Origin of the sequence: Streptomyces sp. NPDC056835 (assembly GCF_042789485.1) — a bacterium.
Classification (GTDB): Bacteria; Actinomycetota; Actinomycetes; order Streptomycetales; family Streptomycetaceae; genus Streptomyces.
Genome location: NZ_JBHUBB010000009.1, coordinates 148,001 through 170,361 on the forward strand (window position 1 = coordinate 148,001; position 22,361 = coordinate 170,361).

Sequence of the window (22,361 nt, forward strand, 5' to 3'; positions counted from 1 at the left end):
GCGTGAGACGGATCTCGGGATGGTGTCGGCCGGACGCCGCGAGCGTGTCTTCGACCGGCTCGCGGCTGCCGATCTGCGCCGGCGTTTCGAGCTGCACAGGCCTCCGCTGCTCCGCTTCACACTGTTCGCGTGGGGGCCGCACGAGCACCGGCTGGTGCTGACACATCATCACCTGGTGCTGGACGGGTGGTCGGTGTCGTTGCTGGTCGGTGAGTTGTTCGCGCTGTACGCCCAGGGGGGAGCCCCTGGCACGCTGCCCGCGGTGACGCCCTACCGCGAGCATCTGTCCGTGCTGGCGGCCCAGGACGGTGACGCGGCCCGGGACGCCTGGCGGGCCGCTCTCGCCGGCGCGGAGGCGCCGTCCCTCCTCCAAGGCACCGGCGCTGGGACCGTTGTCCGTGGTGGCGCGGTGCCCGTACGGTCCGTGGAGTTCACACTGCCCGATGCGCTGACCGCGTCGCTGCGCGACCTCAGCGCGCACGGTCTCACGCTCAACACCGTGGTCCAGGGCGCCTGGGCGCTCCTCCTGGCCCGGCACGGCGGGGTGCGGGACGTGGTGTTCGGCACCACCGTCTCCGGTCGTCGGCCCGAGATCGCCGGGATGGAGTCGATGATCGGACTGTTCATCAACACCGTTCCGGTACGCCTGCGGATCGACCCGGCGGAGACCGTACTGAACCTGCTGGCGCGCTTCCAGGACGAGCAGGCCGCGCTCCTGCCGCACCAGCATCTGGGGCTGGGAGACATCCAGCGGCTGGTGGGCCGGCGTGAGCTGTTCGACACGCACGTCGTCTTCGAGAACTACCCCCTCGACCGTGTGAGCCTGGCCCGCGCCACCCCGGGCCTGCGGCTGGTGCACAGTGAGGGGCGCGACGCCACGCACTACCCGCTGACGCTCGCGGCCTTCGCCGGCGACGGCCCGTTGACGCTACGGCTCGGCCACCGCCCGGACGCGGTGGAGCGTCCCCGGGCCGAGCGGATCGCCACGGAGCTGGAATACCTGCTGGGGGCGATCGCCGCGGCGCCCCGTGACGCGGTGGCCGGCCTGCTCAGTCCCGAACCTTGAGCCCGGAGCCCTTGCGCCCGCCCCTTCCCTCCCCGGAGCCCCGCCCCTGCCCCCTTCTCCACGCCCTGTCGCCTTGTCCCGAACCCGTGAAAGGAATGAACCTCTGTGAGCACCAACCCCTTCGACGACGCCGACGGCGTCTTCCACGTCCTGGTCAACGACGAGGGCCAGCACTCCCTGTGGCCCTCTTTCTCCCCGGCCCCCGCGGGCTGGACGGCCGCGCTGCGCGACGTGGACCGCGACACCGCCATCGCCTACGTCAACGAGCACTGGACCGACATGCGTCCCCGAACCCTGCGCGAGACATCGGACACTCCCGCCTGATACCCGGTGGCAGCACCAGGGCATCGGATGGTACTGCTGACGGTGGAGCCGATTTCGGCCCGTAACTGACGGATCGTCCGTCTGCCGGAAGCGGGCCCGCTTCCGGGAATGTGCGAGGGGGCGTGTCCGCCGGTGACGCTGTTGAAGTGCCATGGCCTGGTGTTCGGTGCCGGGCTGCTGTGCATCGTGGTGAACGTCCGGGGCATCGGGCCGTTGTGGTACGCGGGTGTCGCGCTGCTCGCGGCCGGGATACTCCTGCGCTGGGCCCTGGTGCGTACCCAGCGACCGGCCCGGGACCGGCAGCCCGTGCTGGTCCGGCTGCCCGTCACCGGGCGCTGGACAGCGCTCAACGGGCCCGCGACAAAGATCCCCAGCCATACGCACAGCCACGCCCAGACCTACGCCATCGACCTGAAGTACGACCCGCCGCCGGACGCCGCGGACGCGCCGCGCACCCCGCCCTTCAACTGGCTCTGGCCGGTTGGCCGGCGGCCGCGGTCGTATCCCTCCTTCGGCAGGCCCCTTCTCGCCCCGGCCGACGGAGTGGTCGTCGCGACCGCGAGCCGGCAGCGGGACCATCTGAGCCGGACGTCACTTCCCGGCTTCGCCCTCCTCGGCCTGGAGAGCTTCCTGCGCGGCTTGGGATGGCCGTGCCTCTTGCTGGGCAATTACCTCGTGCTGGACATCGGCGACGACGTGTACGCGGTTCTCGCCCATCTGCGGCGCGGCTCCCTCCTCGTGACGGCGGGCGACCGCGTCACGGCCGGGCAGCGGCTCGCCGAGTGCGGAAACTCCGGGAACTCGTCCGAACCCCATCTGCACTTCCAGCTGATGAACGGCCCCGATGTGATGACCGCGCGCGGCGTTCCGTTCGAGTGGCGGTACCGCGATGACGACGGGGCCGAACGCCGCGGCGTGCCGGAGGACGCCACCCACTTTTGGGCCGGTCAGCCGACCGGGGCAGCACATGACGGCTGACCGGCGCGGGGCGGTGAACGGCACGGGTCACAGCGTGCTCGTGGTGCAGAACACGCCGGCCGGCGGTCCCGGCCGTGTCGGCCGCTGGCTGCGGGAGGCCGGACTGGACCTGGAGGTGGTCCGCGCGTACACCGGTGCGCCGCTGCCCCAATCGCTCGGGGACCGGGCCCTGATCGTGCTCGGCGGCGGATTCCTCCCGGACGAGGACGGGCGCGCGCCCTGGCTTCCCGCGGTCCGTCGTCTTGCCGGACAGGCGCTGGCGGACGGCAACCCGGCGCTCGGTATCTGTCTGGGCGGTCAGCTGCTGGCTCATGTCGCGGGCGGTACGGTGCGCGGCCGGTCCGGCGAGCCGGAGTGCGGGAGTACGCCGGTCCGGCTGCGCGACGAGGCGCGCGAGGATCCCCTCTTCGGCGGGCTTTCTCCCGTGGTGCCCGCCATGGAACGCCATGTGGACGCCGTGACCGAACTCCCGCCGGGGGCGGTCTGGCTGGCGGACAGCGAGCGATGCCGGTATCAGGGGTTCCGCCTGGGGGAGCGGGCCTGGGGCGTGCAGTTCCACCCCGAGGCGGAAGCGGCGGATGTCCTTCGCTGGGACCGGGACTGGCTGCGGTCGCGGGGCTTCGACCCGGACGGGCTCTATGAGCGGGCGGTGGCCGACGAACCGGTGTCGTCCGCGGCCTGGGAGGGGTTCACCCGTCGTTTCGCCGCGGTCGTAGCCCAGCGGTGACCCCGCGTGTTGTGCGGGGGGACCCGCGCGACACGCGGGTGCGCGCCGCCGTCCGACGGTGAAAGCCCCGTGTCCGACGACGCCCGAAGTTCTTCCCTGCCGGTGTCGCGGCCGCACGAAGGGACGTGGAGCCGCGACACCGAGTCGGATGGGTCAGCCGCCGACAACCTGAAGTGATTTCGGCCAGCCGTTCCTGTTGAGGTTCCGGAAGAGCTTCTTGATGTCTTCGGGGCGCATCTTGATGCACCCGTTGGACTTGTAGTCGCCCGTACCGTCCCAGCGCCGGCTCTCGGTACCGCCCTGTCCTCCGGAGCGCGTCATCTCACTGTGGATGAACAACTCCGTGCGGGGTGTGCCGTTGTGACACTTCTTGCTGCCGAGATCGATGGCGTAACCCTTGATCACCCTGCCGTTGTAGGAGGTGTAGTGCCCCTTGATGGTGTAGGTGCCGTTGGGGAGCCAGCCCTTGTTCCGGACACAGGCGTTGGTGCTGATTCCCGATCCGGCGCGGAAGTTGGCCACCGCCTTGCCGTTGCGGACGATGGACAGGGTCGAGTTGGTGGTGGAGCGCTTGACGAATCGCAGCTGATACGAGCCGGCCGAAACCGGAGCTTCGGCAGTGGTACGGCCGTTCGAGAAGGCCGCGGTCGCCTGTCCCGCGGGTGCGAGCAGGGCCAGCGCGGTCAGGGCGGCGCCGCCCATCATGGCGCGGGGCGCACGGAAGAGTGATGTGCGGGTCATGGGATTACCTCCTGCGAGGGAAAGCCGGGAGTCGAATCCCCTGTCTCGGACCGGAATCCGCGCGGCCGGAAGTCTCCTGCGAGCTGCGCGCATACGAATCAGGGAAGGGGGCGCGGCGGTCACGCCGGGCGCAGAACAACCATGGGGCCTGATCGCCGACCACACCTAGCATCTGCGCGATACAGAACATGCACCGCATGCACCGCTCGCGGACAACCCTCCGGCCAGCGGTTATACAAGGCATCTGCATCGAGGAGCGACAGTGGGCACGGCACGTGGCAATCACGACGCGCAGGAAGCCGGCGGGCCAGGGGCGGAACTCGCCTCGATGCTACGAAAGTGGTGGGACGACTCCGCGCGCGACGGGCAGCCCAAGGCGACTCAGCAGTCACTGGCCAAACAACTCGTCATCACCCAGGCGACGCTGTCCCGGTACCTCAACCCCCGCCACCCCTCCAACGCCCCCCTCCGGGTCATCGCCCAACTGCACACCCATCTGGGCGCCCCCGTCGAAGAACTGGAGCGTGCTCGCGCCCTGTACGAGGCGGCCGGCACGGAGCCGCCGCGCAGACGCACCGGGCCCGACGACACCGGTGCGGTCACCGGCCCCGCCGGGGCCGAAGCCTCCGCGCCGGAGACGGGTGACACCCCGGCGACCGAGTGTCCGCCCGCCGGGGCGCCGGCCCGCCGGCGGAGCGTTCTGCGGGCCGCGGCCGCCGTGCTGGCCGTCCTCCTCGCCGGCCTGGCAACGTGGTGGGCCACCACCGCACCGGCCTTCCGCCCGGACAACGGCAAGAGCGGCACCCACGCGCTGTCGGCGGACCGGACGCCGGGGCGGGCGACATGGCCGCTGATCCGCGAAGGAGACCGGGGCGGGAGGGTGTTCGTCGTACAGCACCTCCTCGCCGAGCACGGCTACCGGCTGAACGCCGACGGCATCTTCGGCAAGATCACCAAGACCGAGGCGAGGAAACTGCAGCGCCGCGCCGCGCTGCTGCCCGACGGCGAGATCGGACCGGACACCTGGCCCCACCTGATCGTTCCGGTCGACTCCCGCTCGAAAGGGCATGCCGTGGAAGCGTTACAGATCCTCCTGCACCACGCGGGGCACCGGACCAGCATCACCGGTGACTTCACGGCGGCGACGGGAGAATCCCTCAGAAGTTTTCAGGGCTCCCACGGACTGACGGTCACAGGCGTCGCAGACGAGGAGACCTGGCTGCTGCTGGTGACATCGCAACGGCCCGCCATCCACTCCTAAGAGGCCGCGCGGATACGTGTCGCGCGGCGCGCACCGGCACGCCCCACCTGGTACGGCGACCGCATGCAGGCGACGGCGGACCGCGTCGAGGCCGCCTACGGCGTGGACCTCGCCGACCTGTGGCCGCGACTGTGGCTGATCCTCCCCGAGTCCGCGGGGCGCCAGATCCAGTCGGCCCGCGACTCCTGTGGTGTGTGGCGGGCCGGCACGACGGCGTGGTGGTCGAACTCGACGCCCACGACAACGCGCCGACGGCGGTATGGCGAACGAAAAGCCATCCGCCACTGTGCCCGCACAGATATCGCCTGCCCCATATCCGTTATCGGCGACCGGTCGAATGAAATGACCTATGGCGGCACGGAATTTTGCCGCCATTTTCCTCAACCACCTACAACCATCGGGTCTATTGGCCCGCCCGGACGCATGATGAAAGTACCTCGGAAATTCGGGAACCCCTTTCTCTTCCATACGGTCTTAAGCGATGACCGAGGCCCGCGAGAAGCCGATACCGCGGAGCCGAACCACGGGGAAGGTCCCTTCGTATGCGTAATGGCATTCGCACCGCGCTCATCGCCTCCACGGCTGTCGCCGCCGCTCTTTCTCTGACGGTGATCACACCGGCACTGGCCGGCACCACCACTCCCGCCAGGGCCGCCGGGGGCACCTCGCACGACGTGACGGCCGCTCCCCCGGCTTCCGAGGGTGACCCGCGCTCCGTCACCGGCCGCGTCGCCGACTTCTACGGCTCCTACATCGACTCCGTGTACGACAACGAGGACCCGGCGGCGGGTGCCAACGCCCAGGCGCTGCGCACGTTCTACCTGAGCGCCGCGGCGCGGAAGGCGGTCGCCGCGTACGAGGCGAAGGAGCACGCCGACGGGATCCTCTTCGCACAGAACGTCCCGGTGAAGTGGAAGGTCACCTACACCGGCTCCGGAGCGGGGCACGCCACCTCGCTGGTCACGCTGACCTGGAGCGATGGCGCGAACCCGGAGGTCACGCAGATCAAGGTCCAGTCCGACCTGAAGACCCGCAGGATCACCGCCCTCTCCCCGGCCGGCTGACCGGGGAGCCGATGGCCTCGATACGGCGGAACCCGCCCGCGGACACGCTGTCCGCGGGCGAGTCGTCTCCTGGCCCCCGGTCCAACTCCGCCACGGTGTGGCCGGTCCCCGCCGGGGCTCCCCGGTGGTCCGGCGCGGGCCCTCCCGGCAACGTTTGCCCCGTCGCGGAGCCCACCACCCGACCTGCGAATTCCTCTCGGACGCTCAGCCCGGACCATCAGGACATTGAGCGTGAGACGGGGTACGGCCTGATAGCCTGCGATCTTCGCCGGTCGCCCGGACGGAGTACCCCGGCAGGTTTTCATGTCTCGCGACGAGCAGCTCATGACAGTTCTCGATGCCCTGGATCGCGCCTTCGCCTCAGAAGAGCCCTTCCTCGTCACAGGGTGCACGTACTGCTACGGCGAGCAGGATCTCGCCGAACTCTCCGGGCCACTGCACCTCATATCCGACGACCTGGTGTCCTCGGTCGCCGCGGAGGTACCCGATCATTGGGACGACTTCCCGCGTCTCTACCGCCGTCTCGTCCCGCGCGTCATCCGCCCCCTCGTCACCGGCCGGCTTCACGTCGATGAAGAGCTCATCGCCTCCCGCCTGGTTCAGGCGGGCTGGACCACCTGGGACGCGCCTTTGACCGAGGCTCTGCGCGACGTCTGGTCCGCCTGGTGGCTGAGCATTCTGCACACACACCCCAGCCCGGTGACCGTCAGGGAAGCGCTCAGCCTCATCACCGTCGCCACCAACAGCCTGCGCCCTTGGCTGAACGCATGGACCGCGACCCATACCCCGGCCGCCGACACGCACCTGGCAGACCTCGTTGACGACGTGATGTTCGAGTTCGAGATCACCGACCTGCGCATGGGCTTCTACGGTGAGTACCACGCCACTGCCGAGCTGATCGGCTGGCTTCTCACCGATGTACGCGACCGCGTCACCGACGCACGTTTCGACGACCCCGAACTCCTTGAACATCTCCGGACAACTGCTCAGCTCCCCAACTGACGGGGTCAGCCATCAGTACCTTTGATCATTCAGGCAAGAGCCTCTGTCGGGGCAGATCTCCCCGGCCAACTGACACGCTCACAGTGGCCAACTGAAACGCACACTGGTTCGGCCCCGGGGCTGAATGCGATTTCCTCGCCTGCCCGGGACGAGAACACCCCGGCCGAGCGGCGCGAGACCCACCGCGCGCCGGCGGACACCCACGTCCTGTCCGGACGACGAAGAGTGCGGTTGAGTCAACGGACTTCCGGCGTCCTCAGAGTCCGGCGCAGGCGACGCCGATCGCCTGGTCCAGAATCGTCAAGCCGAGCGAAAGCTCGTCCTCGGTGGCGGTCAGCGGCGGCGCGATCCGCAGGACTCCGCCCATGCCGGGAAGCTGGACGATGTTCGTGTGCAGGCCGAGTTCGAGGCAGTGCCGGGTGACCCGTGTGCCCAGTTCGTCCGAGGTCTGCTTCGTCTCGCGGTCGGTGACGAGTTCGAGCCCGGCCAGCATGCCCCGGCCGCGGATGTCGCCGACGACCGTGTGTCGGCCGGCGATGTCCGCCAGGCCGTGGCGGAGAAACGCGCCCAGCGACCGCGCGCGTTCGTCCAGCTTGTCACCGATCAGCACGTCGAGGACGGTGTTGCCGACCGCGGCCACCAGCGGATCGGCGACATGCGTGGTGAAGAACAGAAACCCGCGCCTGTGCGCCTCCTGCTCGATCTCGGCGCTGGTGATCACGGCCGCGAGGGGGAGTCCGGCGCCGAGCGTCTTGGACAGCGTGAGGATATCGGGCACGACTCCGTCGCGCTCGAACGCGTACCAGGTCCCGGTGCGGCAGAGGCCCGTCTGGGCCTCGTCAAGGATCAGCAGCATGTCGCGTTCCCGGCACTTCTCTCGCAGGGCCGCGAAGTACCCGACCGGCGGCTCGATGATTCCGCCCGAGCTCAGAATCGGTTCGACGAGGCACGCGGCCAGGCTGCCGGTCGACTGAGCGTCGATCAGGTCGAAGGCGAAGTCGAGCTGGCGGTGCCAGTCCAGCGAGCCGTCGGCCGTGGTGAAGTCGGGCCGGTACGCGTTCGGCACGGGGATGGCGAAGTTTCCGGGCGCGGCCGGGCCGTAGCCCTTGCGCCCCGTGCTGTACGTGGCGGACGCGGCGGCCTGCGTCATGCCGTGCCAGGACCGCGCGAACGAGACGATCTCGTGCTTGCCGGTGACGAGCTTGGCCATCCGGATCGCGGCTTCATTCGATTCGGCGCCGGTGGTCAGCAGCAGCACCTTTTCCAGCGGCGCGGGCAGCGTATCGGCCAGCCGTCGGGCGAGGTCGACCACCGGGCGGCTGAGCATGCCGCTGTAGAGGTGATCAAGGGTCGCGATCTGCCGCTGGACGGTCGCGACGATCGCCGGGTGCGAGTGGCCGAGGAGCGCGCTCATCTGGCCGGAGGTGAAGTCGAGGATCTTCCGGCCGTCCGCGGTGAACAGGAAACTCCCGGCGGCGCGGTCGATGATCTCGCGGGTGAACTCGCCGCCATAGCGGACGAGGTGCCTTTCGGCATCGGACCAGAATGATTCGGCGGACGGCGGAGCGGTCGAAGCAGCCATGCGTCCGACGGTAAGTCGCGCTGAGCGACACGTCCATCTCGCAATCCCGGCTTTCCTGTTCGGTAGAACCGCACAGCAATGGGGGCGTCATGAACCCGTGGAGGCTTCGGCCGCTGAGCCGGCCGGACACACTGGGCGGCATTCGGGCGGTCGCGAAAGCCGCCGAGCTGAGCCCGTCAAACGTCTCCCACGTCTCCCATCAACTTGCCCTGCTCGAAGCCGAGACGCGCACCCAGCTCCTGGAGCGAACGGGACGCAGGGTGCGACTGACCCCGGCCGGGCTGATCCTCACGCGGCGGCGCGCGCCTGGACGATCCTCACGCCGGCACGAGCGTGACCACCTCCCGGCACACCGTGCGCGGGTGCTCGGAGATCACTTCCAGTACCCAGGTCCCCGGACCGCCCTCCAGCTCCGCGCGGAACCCCTCACCGTCGGGGACGAAGGCGACGGGATCGCCGTACGGAACACCGTCCCGGCGCAGTACCGCCCGCAGATTCCGGTCCCCGAGCCCGGACCCCACGGCCCGGACCTCGAAAGGCTCTCCCGCCGCCGCGCACTCGGGGACGTCGAGGCCGAACTCCTCGTCGGCCGCGAGCATTTCGCGGGCCGGCAGGCCCTCCCTGATGACCGCGAGCTGGTGGCCCACAGCACCGCCGCCGGCCATGTCGGCGTGGCGGTAGCCGTTCCAGATCCCGTCCTCCTTGTAGTCGAGTGCCCAGCCGGCGAAGGCGGATTCCTGTGGCACCGTCCCGTCGCCGGACCACGGACGGCTGACATCCAGATCCGTGGTGAACCGCAGCCCGTCGGGCGACAGCTCGACTCCGTGCACCGTCGGGTGCGCCATTCCGCCGAGGCAGTGCACGCGGTAGGGCAGTCGGCCGCCCGCGTCGCCCCGGCGATTGGTCTCGCGGGCGTCCCGGAACTCGTCGTCGAAGGCGAAAGCGTCCTTCACCAGCGCCGTGGGCAGGTCGGGCACCGGGTGACGGGTGTCGTTGAGGTAGCGCCGTCGGTTCTTGCCCGGAATGCGGACCGCGTCGTACACGGGCAGCAGCTGGGCCACGGAGGGCAGGGTCAGGGCGAGTTCGCGCAGCGCTTCGTTCACGACACGGCCGGTCGCGCCGAGGCCCACCCGGCGCAGCCTGCCGTCACCGGGCAGCGGTCCCACCCCGTTGCCGGTCAGGAACCGGACGGCCTTGGCGGCGCCGCGGTGCGGTGTGCCCAGCGTGACCAGGGTGCGGGCGGTTTCCCTGCCGCCCAGGCACTCCAGGTAGTAGCGGCCGATCAGACCCCCCATCGAGTGACAGACGAGAATGACCTTCGGTTCGTCCGGGCGGTCCGGGTAGTGCAGACCGACACGCTCGCGCCACCGGGCGAGCTCGCGCTCGACGCGTTCCTTCAGATCCTGGGCGGCCAGCCGGTTGGAGAGCCGCCAGTCGTACGCGAAGGGTACGTACTGGCTCTCGGCCAGGTCGCCGAGCGCGGCCCGGACATCCGGGTAACCCAGACAGGAGAGCAGCCCGGGCATGGCATCCGGGGACTTCAGCAGCCCCTCCGCCACCAGCCGGTGCTCCTCGTCGGGCCGGTCGTCGCCGATGTCCGGCGGCAGGGCGATACCCGCCATGGCCCGTCCGGGCCGCCGGAGCTGGAACAGGGCCTGCCTGGACTGGTTCCAGACGTCCCTGCCGTCCCTGGTCAGCCGACTGCCGAGGATCCCCGGTACAAACACCACGAGGTCGTGCTTCACTGTGCGCTCTCTCTTCTCTGTCCGTGCCTCACGGCTGTTCTGACGTACTCGCGGTCGTGATCCGGTCCGCGAAGAAGGCGTGGGGCAGCCGGATCAGGTCGCAGCGGTTCTCTCCCCGCAGGGCCACCACCAGACCCTCGGGGTCCGGCGCGGCGTCCGCCGCCCGGACCGCGTAACCGCGAAGGGGCACCCCGTCGCCGTGCAGCCACCTCTCGTCCCGCGGGTCCCACACCGCCGGCGCCCCGCGTTCGTCGCACACCAGCAGCAACGGCCGGTCCGGCGCACCGCGGAAGACCAGCGAGGTCACTCCCCGCACCGTGCCCGGCAGGTTCTGCCACGTCGCTCTTCCGCCCGTGAACTCGGCCACCTTGACCTTGTCACCGTCCACCCAGGCCAGCAGCGGGAAGGACTCCTCGTCGTCCGGGTCATAGAGCTCACCCAGCGTCAGCCGGGTGGCCCCGGTGTCCTCGTCCCGGCCGGGCAGCGCGACGCGCGCGGTGACCTCCAGTCGGCCCTCCCGGTGCTCCCACAGGCGCAGTTCGTCCCCCAGGTCGGCAGCCAGCCACACCGTGCCGTCCCGCATTCCCCGGGCATCGACCACACAGGAACGCAGTCCCGCCGGGACCGGCTCGCCTCTGCGCCACCCCCGCGAGGCGTCGATGGGCATCTCCGCGTGATCGATGCGCTGCCGGTCCGGCGCGTAGACCCGAAGCCTGTCGGCCGCCCGGTCGATGACCAGGCCGAGCGACGGCACTCGGTTGCCCGCGTCGCCGCCCAGCGTCAGATCGTGCTCGGCCAGTACGGACAGATCGTCGGCCAGCCGCCAGAGCCGTACCGTCCGCCGCGCGGCCGCCACCACGATCCACGTATCCGCGCAGCGCACCGCCCGGACCGCGGTCACCAGCGCGAGATGGGCAAGGACCTCGGCCGGGCCGGTGGCGGGAGCGCCGCCGCGGGGCCGGGACACGAGGATCCGCTCGCCCCACACGCGGCACAGCAGCGGTGGGCCGTCGGGCGCCCCCGCCAGCGCGACCAGCGGCTCTTGATCGTGGCCGCGCTCGGGCAGGCCGTGGCCCGGTGCCATCACCGGTCCGACCTCCAGCATCCGGATGTCGGGACCGTCGGCGAGGGCCAGCACTCCCTGTCCGCCGGGTTCGAAGGCCATGGCCTCGTCCCGCGGGGCGCTCAGCCGGAACCGCGCTTCGTACCGCTGGTCCTCGACGTCGAGGACGCGGACCGTGAGGTTGTCGAGCAGGGCCAGGAGCGTGCGATTGCCGTGGTGTCCGAAGGCCATTCCCCGGGCCGGGGAATCGAGGAGCCGCACCTGTTTCACCACGGGCGGCGCCGAAGGTGCCCGGTCGTCCGTCTCGCACCGCCAGACCCGGACCTGGCTGCCGTCCGCGGCGGCGAGCCAGCCGAGCTTCCCGCCTTCCCTCGCCGAGGCCGCACCCTCGGGTGCCGCGGCCGCGGCGGCGGCCAGCGCGGGCGCCGTGAGGTCGCCCAGGTCCACGCCCTCGGGCAGCAGGCCGCCCGTCCTGCCGGTCCTCCGGTCGGTCTCGTACAGCACCGCTCGCAGCCCCACCGCCAGGGCGAACAGGCGGGAACCCAGCACGAGCGTGGCCAGCCGCTCGGCGTCGGACATGCTGATGTCCACCAGGCTTTCGTCCCCGCGGCGCGTGCCGCCCCGCTGCCAGCGCCATACCCACACACGCCGGCCGTCGGCGGCCAGGACGACGGTCTCCTTGGCCCGTTGGGCGGCGGCGAGGCTGCGCACCGCGCCGCCCCAGCGATAGACGTACTCGGGCAGTCGCGAGTCGGACCGCCAGAAGTAGAGGGCCCGGCCGTCGCGGGCGACGGTGATCCAGTGCGGCCCCGTGCCCACCTCCCGCACCTCGGTGAGCGCGTCGCCCCGCTCCCGGTCCGCGCTGTGTGTCCGGCGGGTGAGCAGCCGTCGGCCCGACTCCGGGTGCAGTACCAGCACCTCGCCCCGGCCCCCCGCGGCCAGGGTGTCCCCGGACAGCGGTTCCGTCGGCCCCGTACCGCCGCGCCAGCTCAGTGTCCTCGCCCCGCCGAGCGGAGCGGGCCTGCGCCACTCGACCGGGTCGGGCAGCTTGTCCGTCCAGTACTCCTGCCACGGCAGAAACCCGTCGATCCGCTCCAGGGCCTGGTACGACCGTTCGCGGTGGCTGACGAACGCGGTCGCCCGTAACAGTGCCTTACGGGTCGTGAGGTCCGGGGCATCGCGGAAGGCATGCCCGACCCGGCCGTACAGAGCCGCACCGTCGCACGCGCGGGCCAGCGTGGACGCGAGCGGCAGCATGACGTCCGGACTGGTCCGGAACAGGAACTCGACGTCCTCGAACAGCGCCCGCAGTTCCTCCACTCCGACCTGCGCGGCGTGCGCGCCCAGATAGTGCAGCGTGTACGCGTCGGCATCGGCCCAGCCGTCCCCGGCCCGCGCGCGCAGTGCCCGCACCACGGTGCGGTGTGCCTGTTGCGCGTCGATGCCGGCCCGCCGCAGGAAGTACGCCCCATAACTGGGGTGGGCCAGGTGATGGACGGTGTCCTGGGTGTCGGGCGCGGGCTGGGCGGAGACGATACCGCCCGCCGCGCTCAGCACCACGCGCCGCAGATCCCCGGCCGTCAGTTCCGGACTGCCCGCGTCGCGCAGCGCGTTGGCGAGTACCAGCCACGGTCCGCGACGGGACAGCCCCCGCCCCTGGACGACGGCCAGCGGGCGCAAAAGTTCCTCAGCGCGCTCCGCGTCCAGCTGGGCGGTGAGATGGCCCACCTCCTCGGCAAGGCGCTCGCTCAGGTCCATCCCTCCTTGAGCCATCCACTCGGCGAGTTCCGCCTCTGTCACCGCCCGCAGCCGCCGGGCGAGTTCCCGCGCGGCGAGCCGGGCCACCAGGAACGAGCCATGGCTCTCGGCCGCGACGCGTCCCGCGATCCACTCCCGCTCGTCGCGGTGCTCCTCCCCGTGGTAGGGCGAGCCCACGCGGTCCAGGACGGACGCGGCCATGCCGGTGATGCTGTGCCTGGCCTCCTCGTCGTCTCCCAGGACCAGAGGAGCGACGCTCTGGTCGAGGGTGTCCAGCAGTGTCTCCTCCAGCAGCCGCGCGCTGGTACGCCGCCGGGGCTGGGGGCGCGTGGCGACGACCACCCGGACCCCCCACAGCGCGGACAGGGGGTTCAGCAGATGCCGGGCGATGTCGTGCGCCTGCTCCGGCATCGCCTCGTCGAGGGCGTCGAAGACCAGGTTCAGGGAGCCCGCACGCCGGACGAGTTCGTCGACCGCCGCACGGCACTGCTCCGGCGTCACCGCCGCGCCCGGCAGTGGGTCCATGCCGTCGAGCCGGGACAACACCTGCCACAGCGCCGCCGTGAGCGAGTGCAGCGACTGCCCCCGGCAGGACAGGGCCGCCTGCACCGTTCCCGCTCTCGGCAGGGTCGAGGGCGCCAATTCCGGGCCGATGGCCTCACGCCACGCCGGCAGCGAGGTCAGGGCGAGCCGGCCGAGCAGGGCCGTCTTGCCGGCACCGGCGGGCCCGGTCACCGCGAGCAGCCCCCTCGGATAGGTGTCCATCCAGCGCACCACACGGCTGAGGGCTCCGTGCCGTCCGGCGAAGTGACGCCGCAGATGGCTGTCGTCCTCAAGTCCGAACTGCTCGGCACCCAGCCAGGGTTCCCGGCCGCGCAGCACCGCGGGGGTGTAGACGCGCCGTTTGCCCTCGACGAAGAACGGGTTGTCCAGGAAGCTGTTGGGCAGCGACCGTACCTCCGTGTGGCCCGGGCGCTGCGCCGGCTCGTCGAGGCCCGAAGCCGCCGCCGCCGAGGCGACCGCCTCGATCAGGTACGGAACGGGCAGGTACAGCGCGGCGCTGTCGAAGGGGCGGGCGTGGTCCGCCGCGACGAAGTCCGGGGTGGCCAGGACGTCCTCCAGCCATCGGACCCAGCGCCCATCGGGCACCGACACGTCGATCCCGGACGTGCCGATGACGACGAACCCGGTCCTTCGGTTCCTGCGCGCCCACCGCACGCTCGCCCGTTCCGAGGACAGGGCCTGCTCCAGCGCGTGGGACAGGTGACCGTGCGAGAAGCAGGCGTCGACAATCAGCAGCGTGTCCGTCTCGCAGTCCGGTCGCAGGAGCCGGTCCACGAGATCGGTGAGCGCGATCGCCCGCTCCGGGGCGAAGGATCCGTCCCGTGCCGAGTCCTCGCAGGCGAGGAAGTAGCCCTCGCGGCGCATGTCGACTCCGTGGCCCGTCCAGTAGAGGATCTTCCGCTCGGCGTCATGGGCGAGGAAGCTCTCCAGCCCCTCCCAGAGGCGCCGCCGGGTGGCGCCCTCCTCGTCGATGCGGACCGCGTCGCCGAACTCCAGCCTCTTCCGGGCGACTTCGGTGAACCGTTGGCGCACCTCCGCCACGTTCCGCAGGTCCGGCAACAGGGGGCGGCCGCCCGGGGGATGGGCATAGCGGGACACCGCCACCGTACCCACCAGAGCGGCCGCGCGTCGCTCGGATCTGATCAATGCCAGGGGCTCGACCACAGCACGTCCGTATCATGTCCGGGTCTGGTCTGCGGAGACACATTCCAGCATTCAAGTCATCTGCTGCAAAGGAGTATTGATGATTCCTCAGGTGCATCGGGACAGATTCACCGTGGTCGGCCGAGAAACGGACTGTCACATCTTCGAGGGCGACGGTACCCGGCCCATCAAGGAGGACGACGTCCGCGTCAAGTACCGTCCGCGGCGGGTGGAGTTCCCGGAAGAGATCGGCGGCTGGCGGCACGCCATACAGGAGGCCGAGGAACGCAAGGAGGCCCTTGGCCGGCCGTTCCGCTGGAACAACACGCGCTTCGCCGTCGAGCGCGTCGTCGTGACCCGCACCCACCTCGTGGAAGACCCCGTGGTCACCCTCACCCTCCAGGACGCCGACTACTACGACTTCCTCGCCACGTCGATCAACCTGGACCGTACGCAGCAGAACGGGCTGACCCTGCGCGAGCAGTACCTGGAGAGCCGGGACCCGGTCCAGGCACCCCCGTTCATGAACTGCAGCTTCGGTGTGAACGTGGCGCTGGAGACGGGCCGGGACGGCAAGATGCTCTTCTCCCACCGCAGCGCCCAGGTGGTCGGACCGAACCGCTCTCGCTGGAACGCCTCCGCGAACGAGGGCCTGGCCCGCGACCATGACCTCCCGGAGGACGGCAGTCCGATCAGCCTGTACGCGGTCGCCCGGCGCGCCATGTTCGAAGAACTCGCCGTGCACACCAGCGACGCGCTCGACCTGGAACTCCTTGGCTTCGGTCTCGACCTGCGCAACAACCAGTGGGCGGCCTTCTTCCGCGCCGTGCTGCCCGACCTGGACGAAAAGGCCCTGCGGCTGCGCTGGACGCGCGGTGTGGGCGACAAGTGGGAGCACGACCGCTTCGAGTTCATCACCGCCGACCCCGACTCGGTACTCGACTTCATGGCGGAACAGCCGGCCGAGACCTGGACGCCCTGCGCCCCGGCTCTCTTCTATCTCGCCCTGGTACGGGGTGCCGTACGGCGGGCGGGGGGCGACCCCGCGGCCCGCTTCGAGGTGGAGGAGGCGGAAGAGCGCGTCGTCGAACGCCGAGGCCTGTGAGCCTGCCCCTGAGCTGAAGCCGCCGTGGTCCGTCGCGGGATGCCCGCCCCGATCTTGTGTGCGCCGGCGACACCTGGCGAGCGATCCCCATCGCCGGAGGCGTGGCCCTCAGAGGGGCGTGCGGCGGCGGCTCGGGTCCGGCCCTTCCCGACGGACCGGAGAGCCGGGCTCGGCCCGTACGGTGTTACCGGCGTCCACCGACATCCACAGGCGTGCCGGGGCCCGCGCACGAGTTCGTCTCCAGGGCGGTGGCGGCCGGAGTGCGCCGGTTCGTGCTGTTGTCCAGCCGTGGTGCCGACGCCTGGGGCGACTCTCCTTTCGGCAAAGATATCCTCGTCGAAGTTCTGGTTGAAGTTCGTCGGGCGCGGAATCGGCCACTCGACACCGGACGCCGGCCTGAGGCGACCGCGGGACCTTCTCCCGGATGCCGTCCGCCGACCACCGGTCGGACCAGTGATGTGTGCGAACGCCCAGCAGAGGACTCCTGGTCACACGCTCTGCTCGGCGGCGGCCACGGGGTCTTCGGTCTCCAGCGCGCGCCGAGGCGTACCCCGCTCTTTGGCGCCGAGCCGTGGCGGCGGAGGTGACGGCGTAAACGCGGTGTTGACGAGGGCTTTGGCGATATCCGCGGCGGCCTTGGAGACGCTGGGGTCGTGGTCCAGCCACGCCGAGACGCCGGCCCCGTCGTAGATCACGACCAGTTGCCTGGCCAGGGTTTCGGGCGCGGTGGCGCCGGCGGCGTAGGCGAGGTCGAGGAAGAGCGAGTGCACCCAGAGCCGGTACTCCTCGGTCTCCTTCTCCACGGCTTCGCTCGTGTCGGACTCCGCGCTGGCGCACATGAACGCGCAACCTCGGAAGTCGGGCTCGGCGAACAGTTGGCCCTGCACCTCGAAGACGCCGCTCAGCCGTTCGCGGGGGGTGCGGTAGCGGGCCTGGAGTTCCCGGGCCATGCGCTCGCGGGTCTGGGTGTGGCGGCCCTTGAGGTAGGCGCGGACCAGTTCTTCCTTGCTGCCGAAGGTGTTGTAGAGCGATGCCTTGGCCACGCCGGCTCTCTTGATCACCTGGTCGATGCCCACCGAGTTCACGCCTTCGGCGTAGAACAACTCGTCGGCAGCGACCAGCAACCGTTCACGGGCCGACGCCCGCGTCTTCGTCTCCTCGGTCATGGGCACATCGTACCGGACCGTTCTGTCTATCCCATTGATGACCGAACAAGCTGGACCGATCGGTTCAGTAGATCTGTCCAGGCCGGTCTGGTGGACTGCGTCGTGCTCCTTCGGTGTGACATCCGAATTTTGGCGTTCAACTGCAAATTTTTGACCCTGAAGCGCATCATGTGCAGGTGGGGCGAGTCCGTCGCAGGGGAGATGGCGGCTCCGTGTGGCGGTTGACTGGGGTAGACAGATCGGTCTACGGTGAAAGCACCCAGTGAGGCGGTGAGTCTGATCCCTGAGGCGAGGGGGACCGATCATGCCGGACGACACAGGGGTCATCTATTCCGGCGCCAACCATGGCGCCCACTTCCCATACCCCGACCTGTTCCTCAAGCACGCTCGCCTGTTCCTCGATGGGACGAGCAGTAGCCAGCAGGAGCAAGAAACCCAGCAGGAGTGAGAAACATGGACACGCCCGTCATCCTGATCACAGGAGCGCTCACCGGCATCGGCCGCGCCAGCGCCGTCGCCTTCGCCAAGAAGGGTGCGAAGGTCGTCGTCGCCGGTCGCCGCGACGAGGCCGGCAAGGTACTCGCCGAAGAGCTGCGCTCGACCGGAGCGGAGGCCGAGTTCATCAACGCCGATGTCCGCAACGAAGACGACGTGCGCGCCTTGGTCGACCAGACCGTCGCACGGTTCGGCCGCCTCGACATCGCGGTCAACAACGCCGGCACCGAGGGAAAGCCCAGCCCGATCACGGACCAGACCGCTGACACCTACGCCGCGACGTTCGACACGAACGTCCTCGGCGTGATCCTGAGCATGAAGCACCAAGTGCGGGTCATGGAGGAGCAGGGCAGCGGCAGCATCGTCAACATCTCCTCGACCTACGGGCACGTAGGTGCCGCGGGAGCCTCCGTCTACGTCGGCAGCAAGCACGCCGTCGAGGGCCTTACCAAGTCGGTGGCGCTGGAGGTCGCCAAGTCGGGAATCCGCGTGAACGCCGTGGCGCCCGGCCCCACGGACACCGGCATGCTCACCCGCTTCACCGGCAACCCCGAGAACAAGGCGGCCCTGGTCGCGGAGGTTCCGCTGGGCCGCCTCGGCCTCACCGAGGAGCTTGCCGACGCGATCATGTTCATTGGATCGGACGACGCCTCCTTCATCACCGGACATGTCCTCAACGTCGACGGCGGTCACTCCGCCAGCTGATGCGCGCCGCGCGCGGAGGGCCACTTCGCGCCCGACTGGGGACGTGGACCGATGGGAAGCGAAGCCAGGAACAGCAACAAGAACAGGAACAGGAACAGCAGCAGGAACAGGACAGACACATGACAGACCACGAGCCCAAGATCCCCGGGCCCGACCACCCGATCTCCATCGAGAAGACCGGCCTGCGCGTGCCGGCCCGCGTCGGCGCGCATCTTGTCGCCGACCGCGTGGAAGTCGTGACCGAGCCGGTGTGACCGGGCAGCGCCTCGCAGAGCGGCACTCGTCCAGCGCGAAGTCGGCACGCTGCGCGAGCGCACAGGTCGTGTCAGCCCCTGAACGGTAGTGGCGGTGAGCGTTCTTCTACCCTGATGGGACGTGCGACCAGGACCACCGTCGTCAAGGGAGATGCACATGCTCAGTAAGCAGGAAGCCGCCGAAGCCGTACGTCAGGCCAAGGTGAAGACCGGTGTCACATGGGCCCAACTGGCCGAAGCGCTCGGCAAGCCACTGGCCTGGACCACGGCAGCCCTGCTCGGCCAGCATCCGATGGGCAAGGAAGAGGCAGCCGCGGCGGCGGCACTGCTCGAACTCGGCGACGACGCCGCACTCGCCTTCCAACTTCAGCCGACCCGGGGCGCCCTGGACGCGGCCGTCCCCGTGGATCCCACGATCTACCGGCTCTACGAGGTCGTCCAGGTCTACGGGCCGACCATCAAAGAGCTGATCCACGAGCAGTGCGGCGATGGCATCATGAGCGCGATCAACTTCCGGCTCGACGTCCAGCGCGTTCCCGACCCCGCGGGCGACCGGGTCGTCATCACTCTCGATGGGAAGTACCTGCCTTACCAGTGGTAGTGAGCGCGCCCCTCCGGGTTTCGCTGCGGGCGCCCGGTCAGCCGGCCGGCAAGCAAGCGCGGCCGACTGGCAAGTGCGGGGATTTCAGGGCGGATTCGTGGCTGGTGTAGGCGAAAGTCTGTGCAACAGAATGCTGAAGCTCAGTGGGTCCTCGCAGCCTGGCGGGCCCTGACGGGCCGGCTCGCCGAGCGGAGGACGAGGAAAACGGTGCGGGTCTACGAGTTCTTGGTGAGGCGGGTCCAGCCTGCGGGTGGTGCCAGGAGCGTGCGGGTGTGGGGCTTCCATTTCCGGACCCGCACGTTGCCCCGGTAGCGACGGAGGATGAGGTGGCCGAGATACTCAAGCGCTTTGATGGCGAAGCCGTTTGCCGGGCACATCTCCTCACCTCTACCGAAAGGGAGATAGGCTCGTCGCTGGTGATCTTCCAGCTTTTCCCAGCGTGCGGGATCGAATTCCAGCGGCTTGTCCCACACGGCTCCCGACCGGTGGATCGCGTGTGTGCCGATCAGGACATGTTCACCCTTGCTGACCGGCACGCCGCCTATTTCATGATCAGTGGCCGCTTCTCTGCTGAGGCGCCATGCGGTCGGGTAGAGGCGTAATGTTTCCCTGACCAGAGAGCGGATCTGTTCCGGCCGTACTGCTGGAGTGTTGTACCCGTGCTGGATGCCGAGGAGTACTACCCATTCGAGGGTGACTCCGGTGAAGCCGACCGTGGAGAGTATGAGCCGCTGCATCAGTTGCGCGCGGTGCGACGGGGACAGTTCTTCCTGCAAGCTCAATACCACATCGACCAGGTCCCTCGCTTCCGTATCGGTTCCTCGTTCTGGAAGCCGTCTCAATTGTTCGTCGAAGCCGGCGCGGATGCGGGTGACCGAACGATGTGAGCGTCCCGCGATGCGGCCGACAATGTCGTCGGCAATGATGCTCGATTTTATATATGCGTCGACAAGCGAGTTGAGTTCGATATGACGCTGGTGTGCGATAACGGGCGCGAAGTACCGCCTGACCAGCCCGACTCCCCACCTGTGGTGCCGCAGGCGGCCGCGGCTGTCACTCAACTCATGAATGGCGGAGTCAATGTCAAATGACGACTGGAGATCATGATGGCTCAAGGCTTTGAGTAGTTCGCGTGACGCTGCTGTCCGAAGCGTCTGAGGGAGAGGGGTGGGGCCAATGCGGAAGAATCCGGACTGTGGTACGTAATGGTCGGCCGAGTCGACCAGGATTTCCCGGGCAGCATCCACGTCGGTGACGAACAGCGTCCCGAAGCGTAGCCTGAACGGGCCATTGGCATCCGCCGCCAGTTTTTCCCACCGCTGTAGGTGGCGCCAAAGGCTCTGTCTGTCCATGAACATGATTTCTTATGCCCGTCGAACGAGAGATGGGATGCGGCGATCGGCTACGCACCCCATCCCATCCCGCACCGGGAGTGAATCAATCGGTCCGACCGTATCTGTCACCGTACTGGTTTCGCCGTGCGCGCATCTCACCGCTGAACGCTCGGAGCTTTCTTTTGATCCATGACATCGCCGGTCCTCCTTGTCGAGCAATACTCGATCCAGCAAGTCGCTACCCAGGAAAGGTGAATTCGTATCCGTTCTGATCTTCAGCAGGCGCCACAAGGCCGCCGGAGCGCATAGGCCTCACCTATTGCCTCACCGCTTTGGCCACGACACTACCCACATCGCAGAACCGGTGAACCGGCGAAACCGGCCACAGTCGGTGCTGCCACGGAGGCCACTGCTGCCCTACGAGGCGCAGGCTCCCCAAGGACAGCACGGGCGACGCCCTACGAAGATCACGATCTGCGGCCGGACCACCAGGGGCGTGGCAGCCGGGTCCTGAGCGCGGCACTGGCCCGCTCGGGCCGGGAGGGCCTTCGACGGGCGGCCCGTGCCGGGCGGGCCAACTCGTGAAGGTAGGTCGCGGCGTCGGCTTCGAGCTGCAGAGCGCGGGCGATGCTGTCGAGGACCTGGTCGGACGGGTGCTGGTCACGGCCCTGTTCCAGACGCAGGTAGTACTCCACGCTGATGCCCGCGAGCAGTGCGACCTCCTCCTGGCGAAGACCGGGCACTCGTCGGCGGTCCCCACCGGGCAGGCCGACATCGTCGGGGCGCACCCGCTCGCGGCGGGCCCGCAAGTAGTCACCCAGGTTGCTTGCCGTTGCCATGGTTCCAAGGCTAGGACGCGTCGGCGTGGAGACCGCTCGCGCGCTGGCCGACGCCGGAGCCGCTGTGGTGCTCGGCGTACGCAATGTCGACGCGGGCAAGCGCGCCGCCGCCCGGATCTCGGCTTCGACGGGCAACCAGGACGTCTCCGTCGCGCCGCTCGACCTTGCCGACCTCCGCTCGGTCCGCGAGTTCGGCGATGTCTGGAGCGGACCGCTGCACATGCTCGTCAACAACGCCGGAATCATGGCCGTACCCGACCTGGAACTGACGCCGGAAGGGCACGAGCTCCAGTTCGCCACCAACTTCCTCGGCCACTTCGCACTGACCACGGGCCTGCACGCCTCCCTCGCGGCAGCCAACGGCGCGCGGATCGTGTCGCTCAGCTCCAACGCCCACATGTTTTCGCCAGTGATCTTTGACGACCTGGACTTCCTGATCCGCCCCTACGACCGCTGGTCGGCCTACGGACAGTCCAAGACCGCCGACGTACTGCTCGCGGTGGAAGCAACCCGCCGATGGTCCCAGGAGGGCATCTTCGCCAATGCCCTCAACCCCGGCGCGATCGCCACTGGCCTGCAAAAACACACCGGTGGCCTGCGAACCCCCGCCGACAAGCGGAAGACCCCCGCACAGGGCGCCGCGACCTCCGTGCTGCTCGCGGCATCGCCGCTGGTGGAAGGCGTCGGCGGGCGCTATTTCGAGGACTGCAACGAGGCTCCGGTGCTGCAGCGGAAGCCCGTGATGTTCGGAGGCGGAGTCGCCCCGTGGGCGCTCGACGCCGACAACGCGGAGCGGCTGTGGGACACCGCCACCGAACTCCTCGGGTAACCGCACACCGGGCGC

At 69.4% G+C, this 22,361-nt stretch carries 20 protein-coding genes and 2 pseudogenes; 14 read left to right on the top strand and 8 right to left on the bottom strand.

Annotation, left to right across the window (positions count from 1 at the left end; translation table 11 throughout):
* Nucleotides 1-10: 10 nt before the first annotated feature.
* From ACFRMN_RS12720 to ACFRMN_RS12735, 4 genes and pseudogenes are all read left to right on the top strand, one after another.
* A pseudogene (locus ACFRMN_RS12720) lies at nucleotides 11-1,066 on the top strand (condensation domain-containing protein); the annotation flags it as partial.
* Nucleotides 1,067-1,171: 105 nt separating this feature from the next.
* A complete protein-coding gene (locus ACFRMN_RS12725; protein WP_383017565.1) occupies nucleotides 1,172-1,390 on the top strand; it encodes an MbtH family protein in 219 nt (72 codons plus the stop codon).
* Between the two features lie 132 nt (nucleotides 1,391-1,522).
* Nucleotides 1,523-2,368, top strand: a complete 846-nt coding sequence (locus ACFRMN_RS12730; protein WP_383017568.1) for a M23 family metallopeptidase — start codon at nucleotides 1,523-1,525, stop codon at nucleotides 2,366-2,368.
* Complete coding sequence (locus tag ACFRMN_RS12735) at nucleotides 2,358-3,095, top strand: type 1 glutamine amidotransferase (protein WP_383017571.1); 738 nt, start codon at nucleotides 2,358-2,360, stop codon at nucleotides 3,093-3,095. Before ACFRMN_RS12730 ends, ACFRMN_RS12735 begins: the two co-directional genes overlap by 11 nt.
* Before the next feature lie 153 nt (nucleotides 3,096-3,248).
* Here ACFRMN_RS12735 and ACFRMN_RS12740 read toward each other — a convergent pair whose 3' ends face one another.
* Nucleotides 3,249-3,836: a L,D-transpeptidase gene (locus ACFRMN_RS12740; protein ID WP_383017573.1), complete on the bottom strand. Its 588-nt coding sequence runs from the start codon at nucleotides 3,834-3,836 to the stop codon at nucleotides 3,249-3,251.
* A gap of 262 nt (nucleotides 3,837-4,098) precedes the next feature.
* Here ACFRMN_RS12740 and ACFRMN_RS12745 point away from each other — a divergent pair, with 262 nt between their 5' ends.
* From ACFRMN_RS12745 to ACFRMN_RS12755, 3 genes are all read left to right on the top strand, one after another.
* The gene (locus ACFRMN_RS12745) at nucleotides 4,099-5,097 is read left to right on the top strand and encodes a peptidoglycan-binding protein (RefSeq protein WP_383017576.1); all 999 of its coding nucleotides are present in this window, start codon (nucleotides 4,099-4,101) and stop codon (nucleotides 5,095-5,097) included.
* Nucleotides 5,098-5,639: 542 nt separating this feature from the next.
* Nucleotides 5,640-6,161 (top strand): hypothetical protein, encoded by a 522-nt coding sequence (locus ACFRMN_RS12750; protein ID WP_383017579.1) that lies wholly within the window; start codon nucleotides 5,640-5,642, stop codon nucleotides 6,159-6,161.
* A gap of 303 nt (nucleotides 6,162-6,464) precedes the next feature.
* Nucleotides 6,465-7,163, top strand: coding sequence for a hypothetical protein (locus tag ACFRMN_RS12755; protein WP_383017582.1), 699 nt, complete (start codon nucleotides 6,465-6,467; stop codon nucleotides 7,161-7,163).
* Between the two features lie 256 nt (nucleotides 7,164-7,419).
* Here the strand turns inward: ACFRMN_RS12755 and ACFRMN_RS12760 are convergent, their stop codons facing one another.
* Nucleotides 7,420-8,745 carry an aspartate aminotransferase family protein gene (locus ACFRMN_RS12760; RefSeq protein WP_383017584.1) on the bottom strand — a complete coding sequence of 442 codons (1,326 nt, stop codon included), beginning with the start codon at nucleotides 8,743-8,745 and terminating at the stop codon, nucleotides 7,420-7,422.
* A gap of 89 nt (nucleotides 8,746-8,834) precedes the next feature.
* Here ACFRMN_RS12760 and ACFRMN_RS12765 point away from each other — a divergent pair.
* Nucleotides 8,835-9,044 (top strand): annotated as a pseudogene (locus ACFRMN_RS12765) (LysR family transcriptional regulator); the annotation flags it as partial.
* An 18-nt stretch (nucleotides 9,045-9,062) separates the two neighbouring features.
* On the opposite strand, the gene ACFRMN_RS12770 reads toward ACFRMN_RS12765, so the two are convergent.
* Together ACFRMN_RS12770 and ACFRMN_RS12775 are read right to left on the bottom strand one after the other, a co-directional pair.
* The gene (locus ACFRMN_RS12770; protein ID WP_383017587.1) at nucleotides 9,063-10,490 is read right to left on the bottom strand and encodes a hypothetical protein; all 1,428 of its coding nucleotides are present in this window, start codon (nucleotides 10,488-10,490) and stop codon (nucleotides 9,063-9,065) included.
* Nucleotides 10,491-10,518: 28 nt separating this feature from the next.
* Nucleotides 10,519-15,039 carry a peptidase C14 caspase catalytic subunit p20 gene (locus ACFRMN_RS12775; RefSeq protein WP_383017590.1) on the bottom strand — a complete coding sequence of 1,507 codons (4,521 nt, stop codon included), beginning with the start codon at nucleotides 15,037-15,039 and terminating at the stop codon, nucleotides 10,519-10,521.
* 91 nt (nucleotides 15,040-15,130) lie between these two features.
* Between ACFRMN_RS12775 and ACFRMN_RS12780 the strand changes: the two genes are divergently transcribed.
* Nucleotides 15,131-16,123 carry a translation initiation factor 2 gene (locus ACFRMN_RS12780; RefSeq protein ID WP_383017593.1) on the top strand — a complete coding sequence of 331 codons (993 nt, stop codon included), beginning with the start codon at nucleotides 15,131-15,133 and terminating at the stop codon, nucleotides 16,121-16,123.
* A 488-nt stretch (nucleotides 16,124-16,611) separates the two neighbouring features.
* Here the strand turns inward: ACFRMN_RS12780 and ACFRMN_RS12785 are convergent, their stop codons facing one another.
* Nucleotides 16,612-17,289, bottom strand: a complete 678-nt coding sequence (locus tag ACFRMN_RS12785; protein ID WP_383017596.1) for a TetR/AcrR family transcriptional regulator — start codon at nucleotides 17,287-17,289, stop codon at nucleotides 16,612-16,614.
* A gap of 304 nt (nucleotides 17,290-17,593) precedes the next feature.
* On the opposite strand from ACFRMN_RS12785, the gene ACFRMN_RS12790 reads away from it, so the two are divergent.
* Nucleotides 17,594-17,737 (top strand): hypothetical protein, encoded by a 144-nt coding sequence (locus tag ACFRMN_RS12790; protein ID WP_383017598.1) that lies wholly within the window; start codon nucleotides 17,594-17,596, stop codon nucleotides 17,735-17,737.
* 5 nt (nucleotides 17,738-17,742) lie between these two features.
* Entirely contained in the window at nucleotides 17,743-18,489 is a 747-nt protein-coding gene (locus ACFRMN_RS12795; protein WP_383017601.1) for an SDR family NAD(P)-dependent oxidoreductase, read from the top strand.
* Here ACFRMN_RS12795 and ACFRMN_RS12800 read toward each other — a convergent pair.
* Nucleotides 18,474-18,608: a hypothetical protein gene (locus ACFRMN_RS12800; protein ID WP_383017604.1), complete on the bottom strand. Its 135-nt coding sequence runs from the start codon at nucleotides 18,606-18,608 to the stop codon at nucleotides 18,474-18,476. The two genes, ACFRMN_RS12795 and ACFRMN_RS12800, sit on opposite strands and share 16 nt — an antisense overlap.
* On the opposite strand from ACFRMN_RS12800, the gene ACFRMN_RS12805 reads away from it, so the two are divergent.
* Nucleotides 18,609-18,743 carry a hypothetical protein gene (locus tag ACFRMN_RS12805; protein ID WP_383017607.1) on the top strand — a complete coding sequence of 45 codons (135 nt, stop codon included), beginning with the start codon at nucleotides 18,609-18,611 and terminating at the stop codon, nucleotides 18,741-18,743.
* A gap of 157 nt (nucleotides 18,744-18,900) precedes the next feature.
* Nucleotides 18,901-19,344 (top strand): cyanase, encoded by a 444-nt coding sequence (cynS, locus tag ACFRMN_RS12810; protein WP_383017610.1) that lies wholly within the window; start codon nucleotides 18,901-18,903, stop codon nucleotides 19,342-19,344.
* A gap of 215 nt (nucleotides 19,345-19,559) precedes the next feature.
* Here the strand turns inward: cynS and ACFRMN_RS12815 are convergent, their stop codons facing one another.
* Entirely contained in the window at nucleotides 19,560-20,696 is a 1,137-nt protein-coding gene (locus tag ACFRMN_RS12815; protein ID WP_383017613.1) for a cytochrome P450, read from the bottom strand.
* A 449-nt stretch (nucleotides 20,697-21,145) separates the two neighbouring features.
* Nucleotides 21,146-21,517, bottom strand: coding sequence for a helix-turn-helix domain-containing protein (locus tag ACFRMN_RS12820; RefSeq protein ID WP_383017616.1), 372 nt, complete (start codon nucleotides 21,515-21,517; stop codon nucleotides 21,146-21,148).
* Between the two features lie 25 nt (nucleotides 21,518-21,542).
* On the opposite strand from ACFRMN_RS12820, the gene ACFRMN_RS12825 reads away from it, so the two are divergent.
* Nucleotides 21,543-22,346 carry an SDR family NAD(P)-dependent oxidoreductase gene (locus ACFRMN_RS12825; protein ID WP_383017619.1) on the top strand — a complete coding sequence of 268 codons (804 nt, stop codon included), beginning with the start codon at nucleotides 21,543-21,545 and terminating at the stop codon, nucleotides 22,344-22,346.
* Nucleotides 22,347-22,361 lie beyond the last annotated feature (15 nt).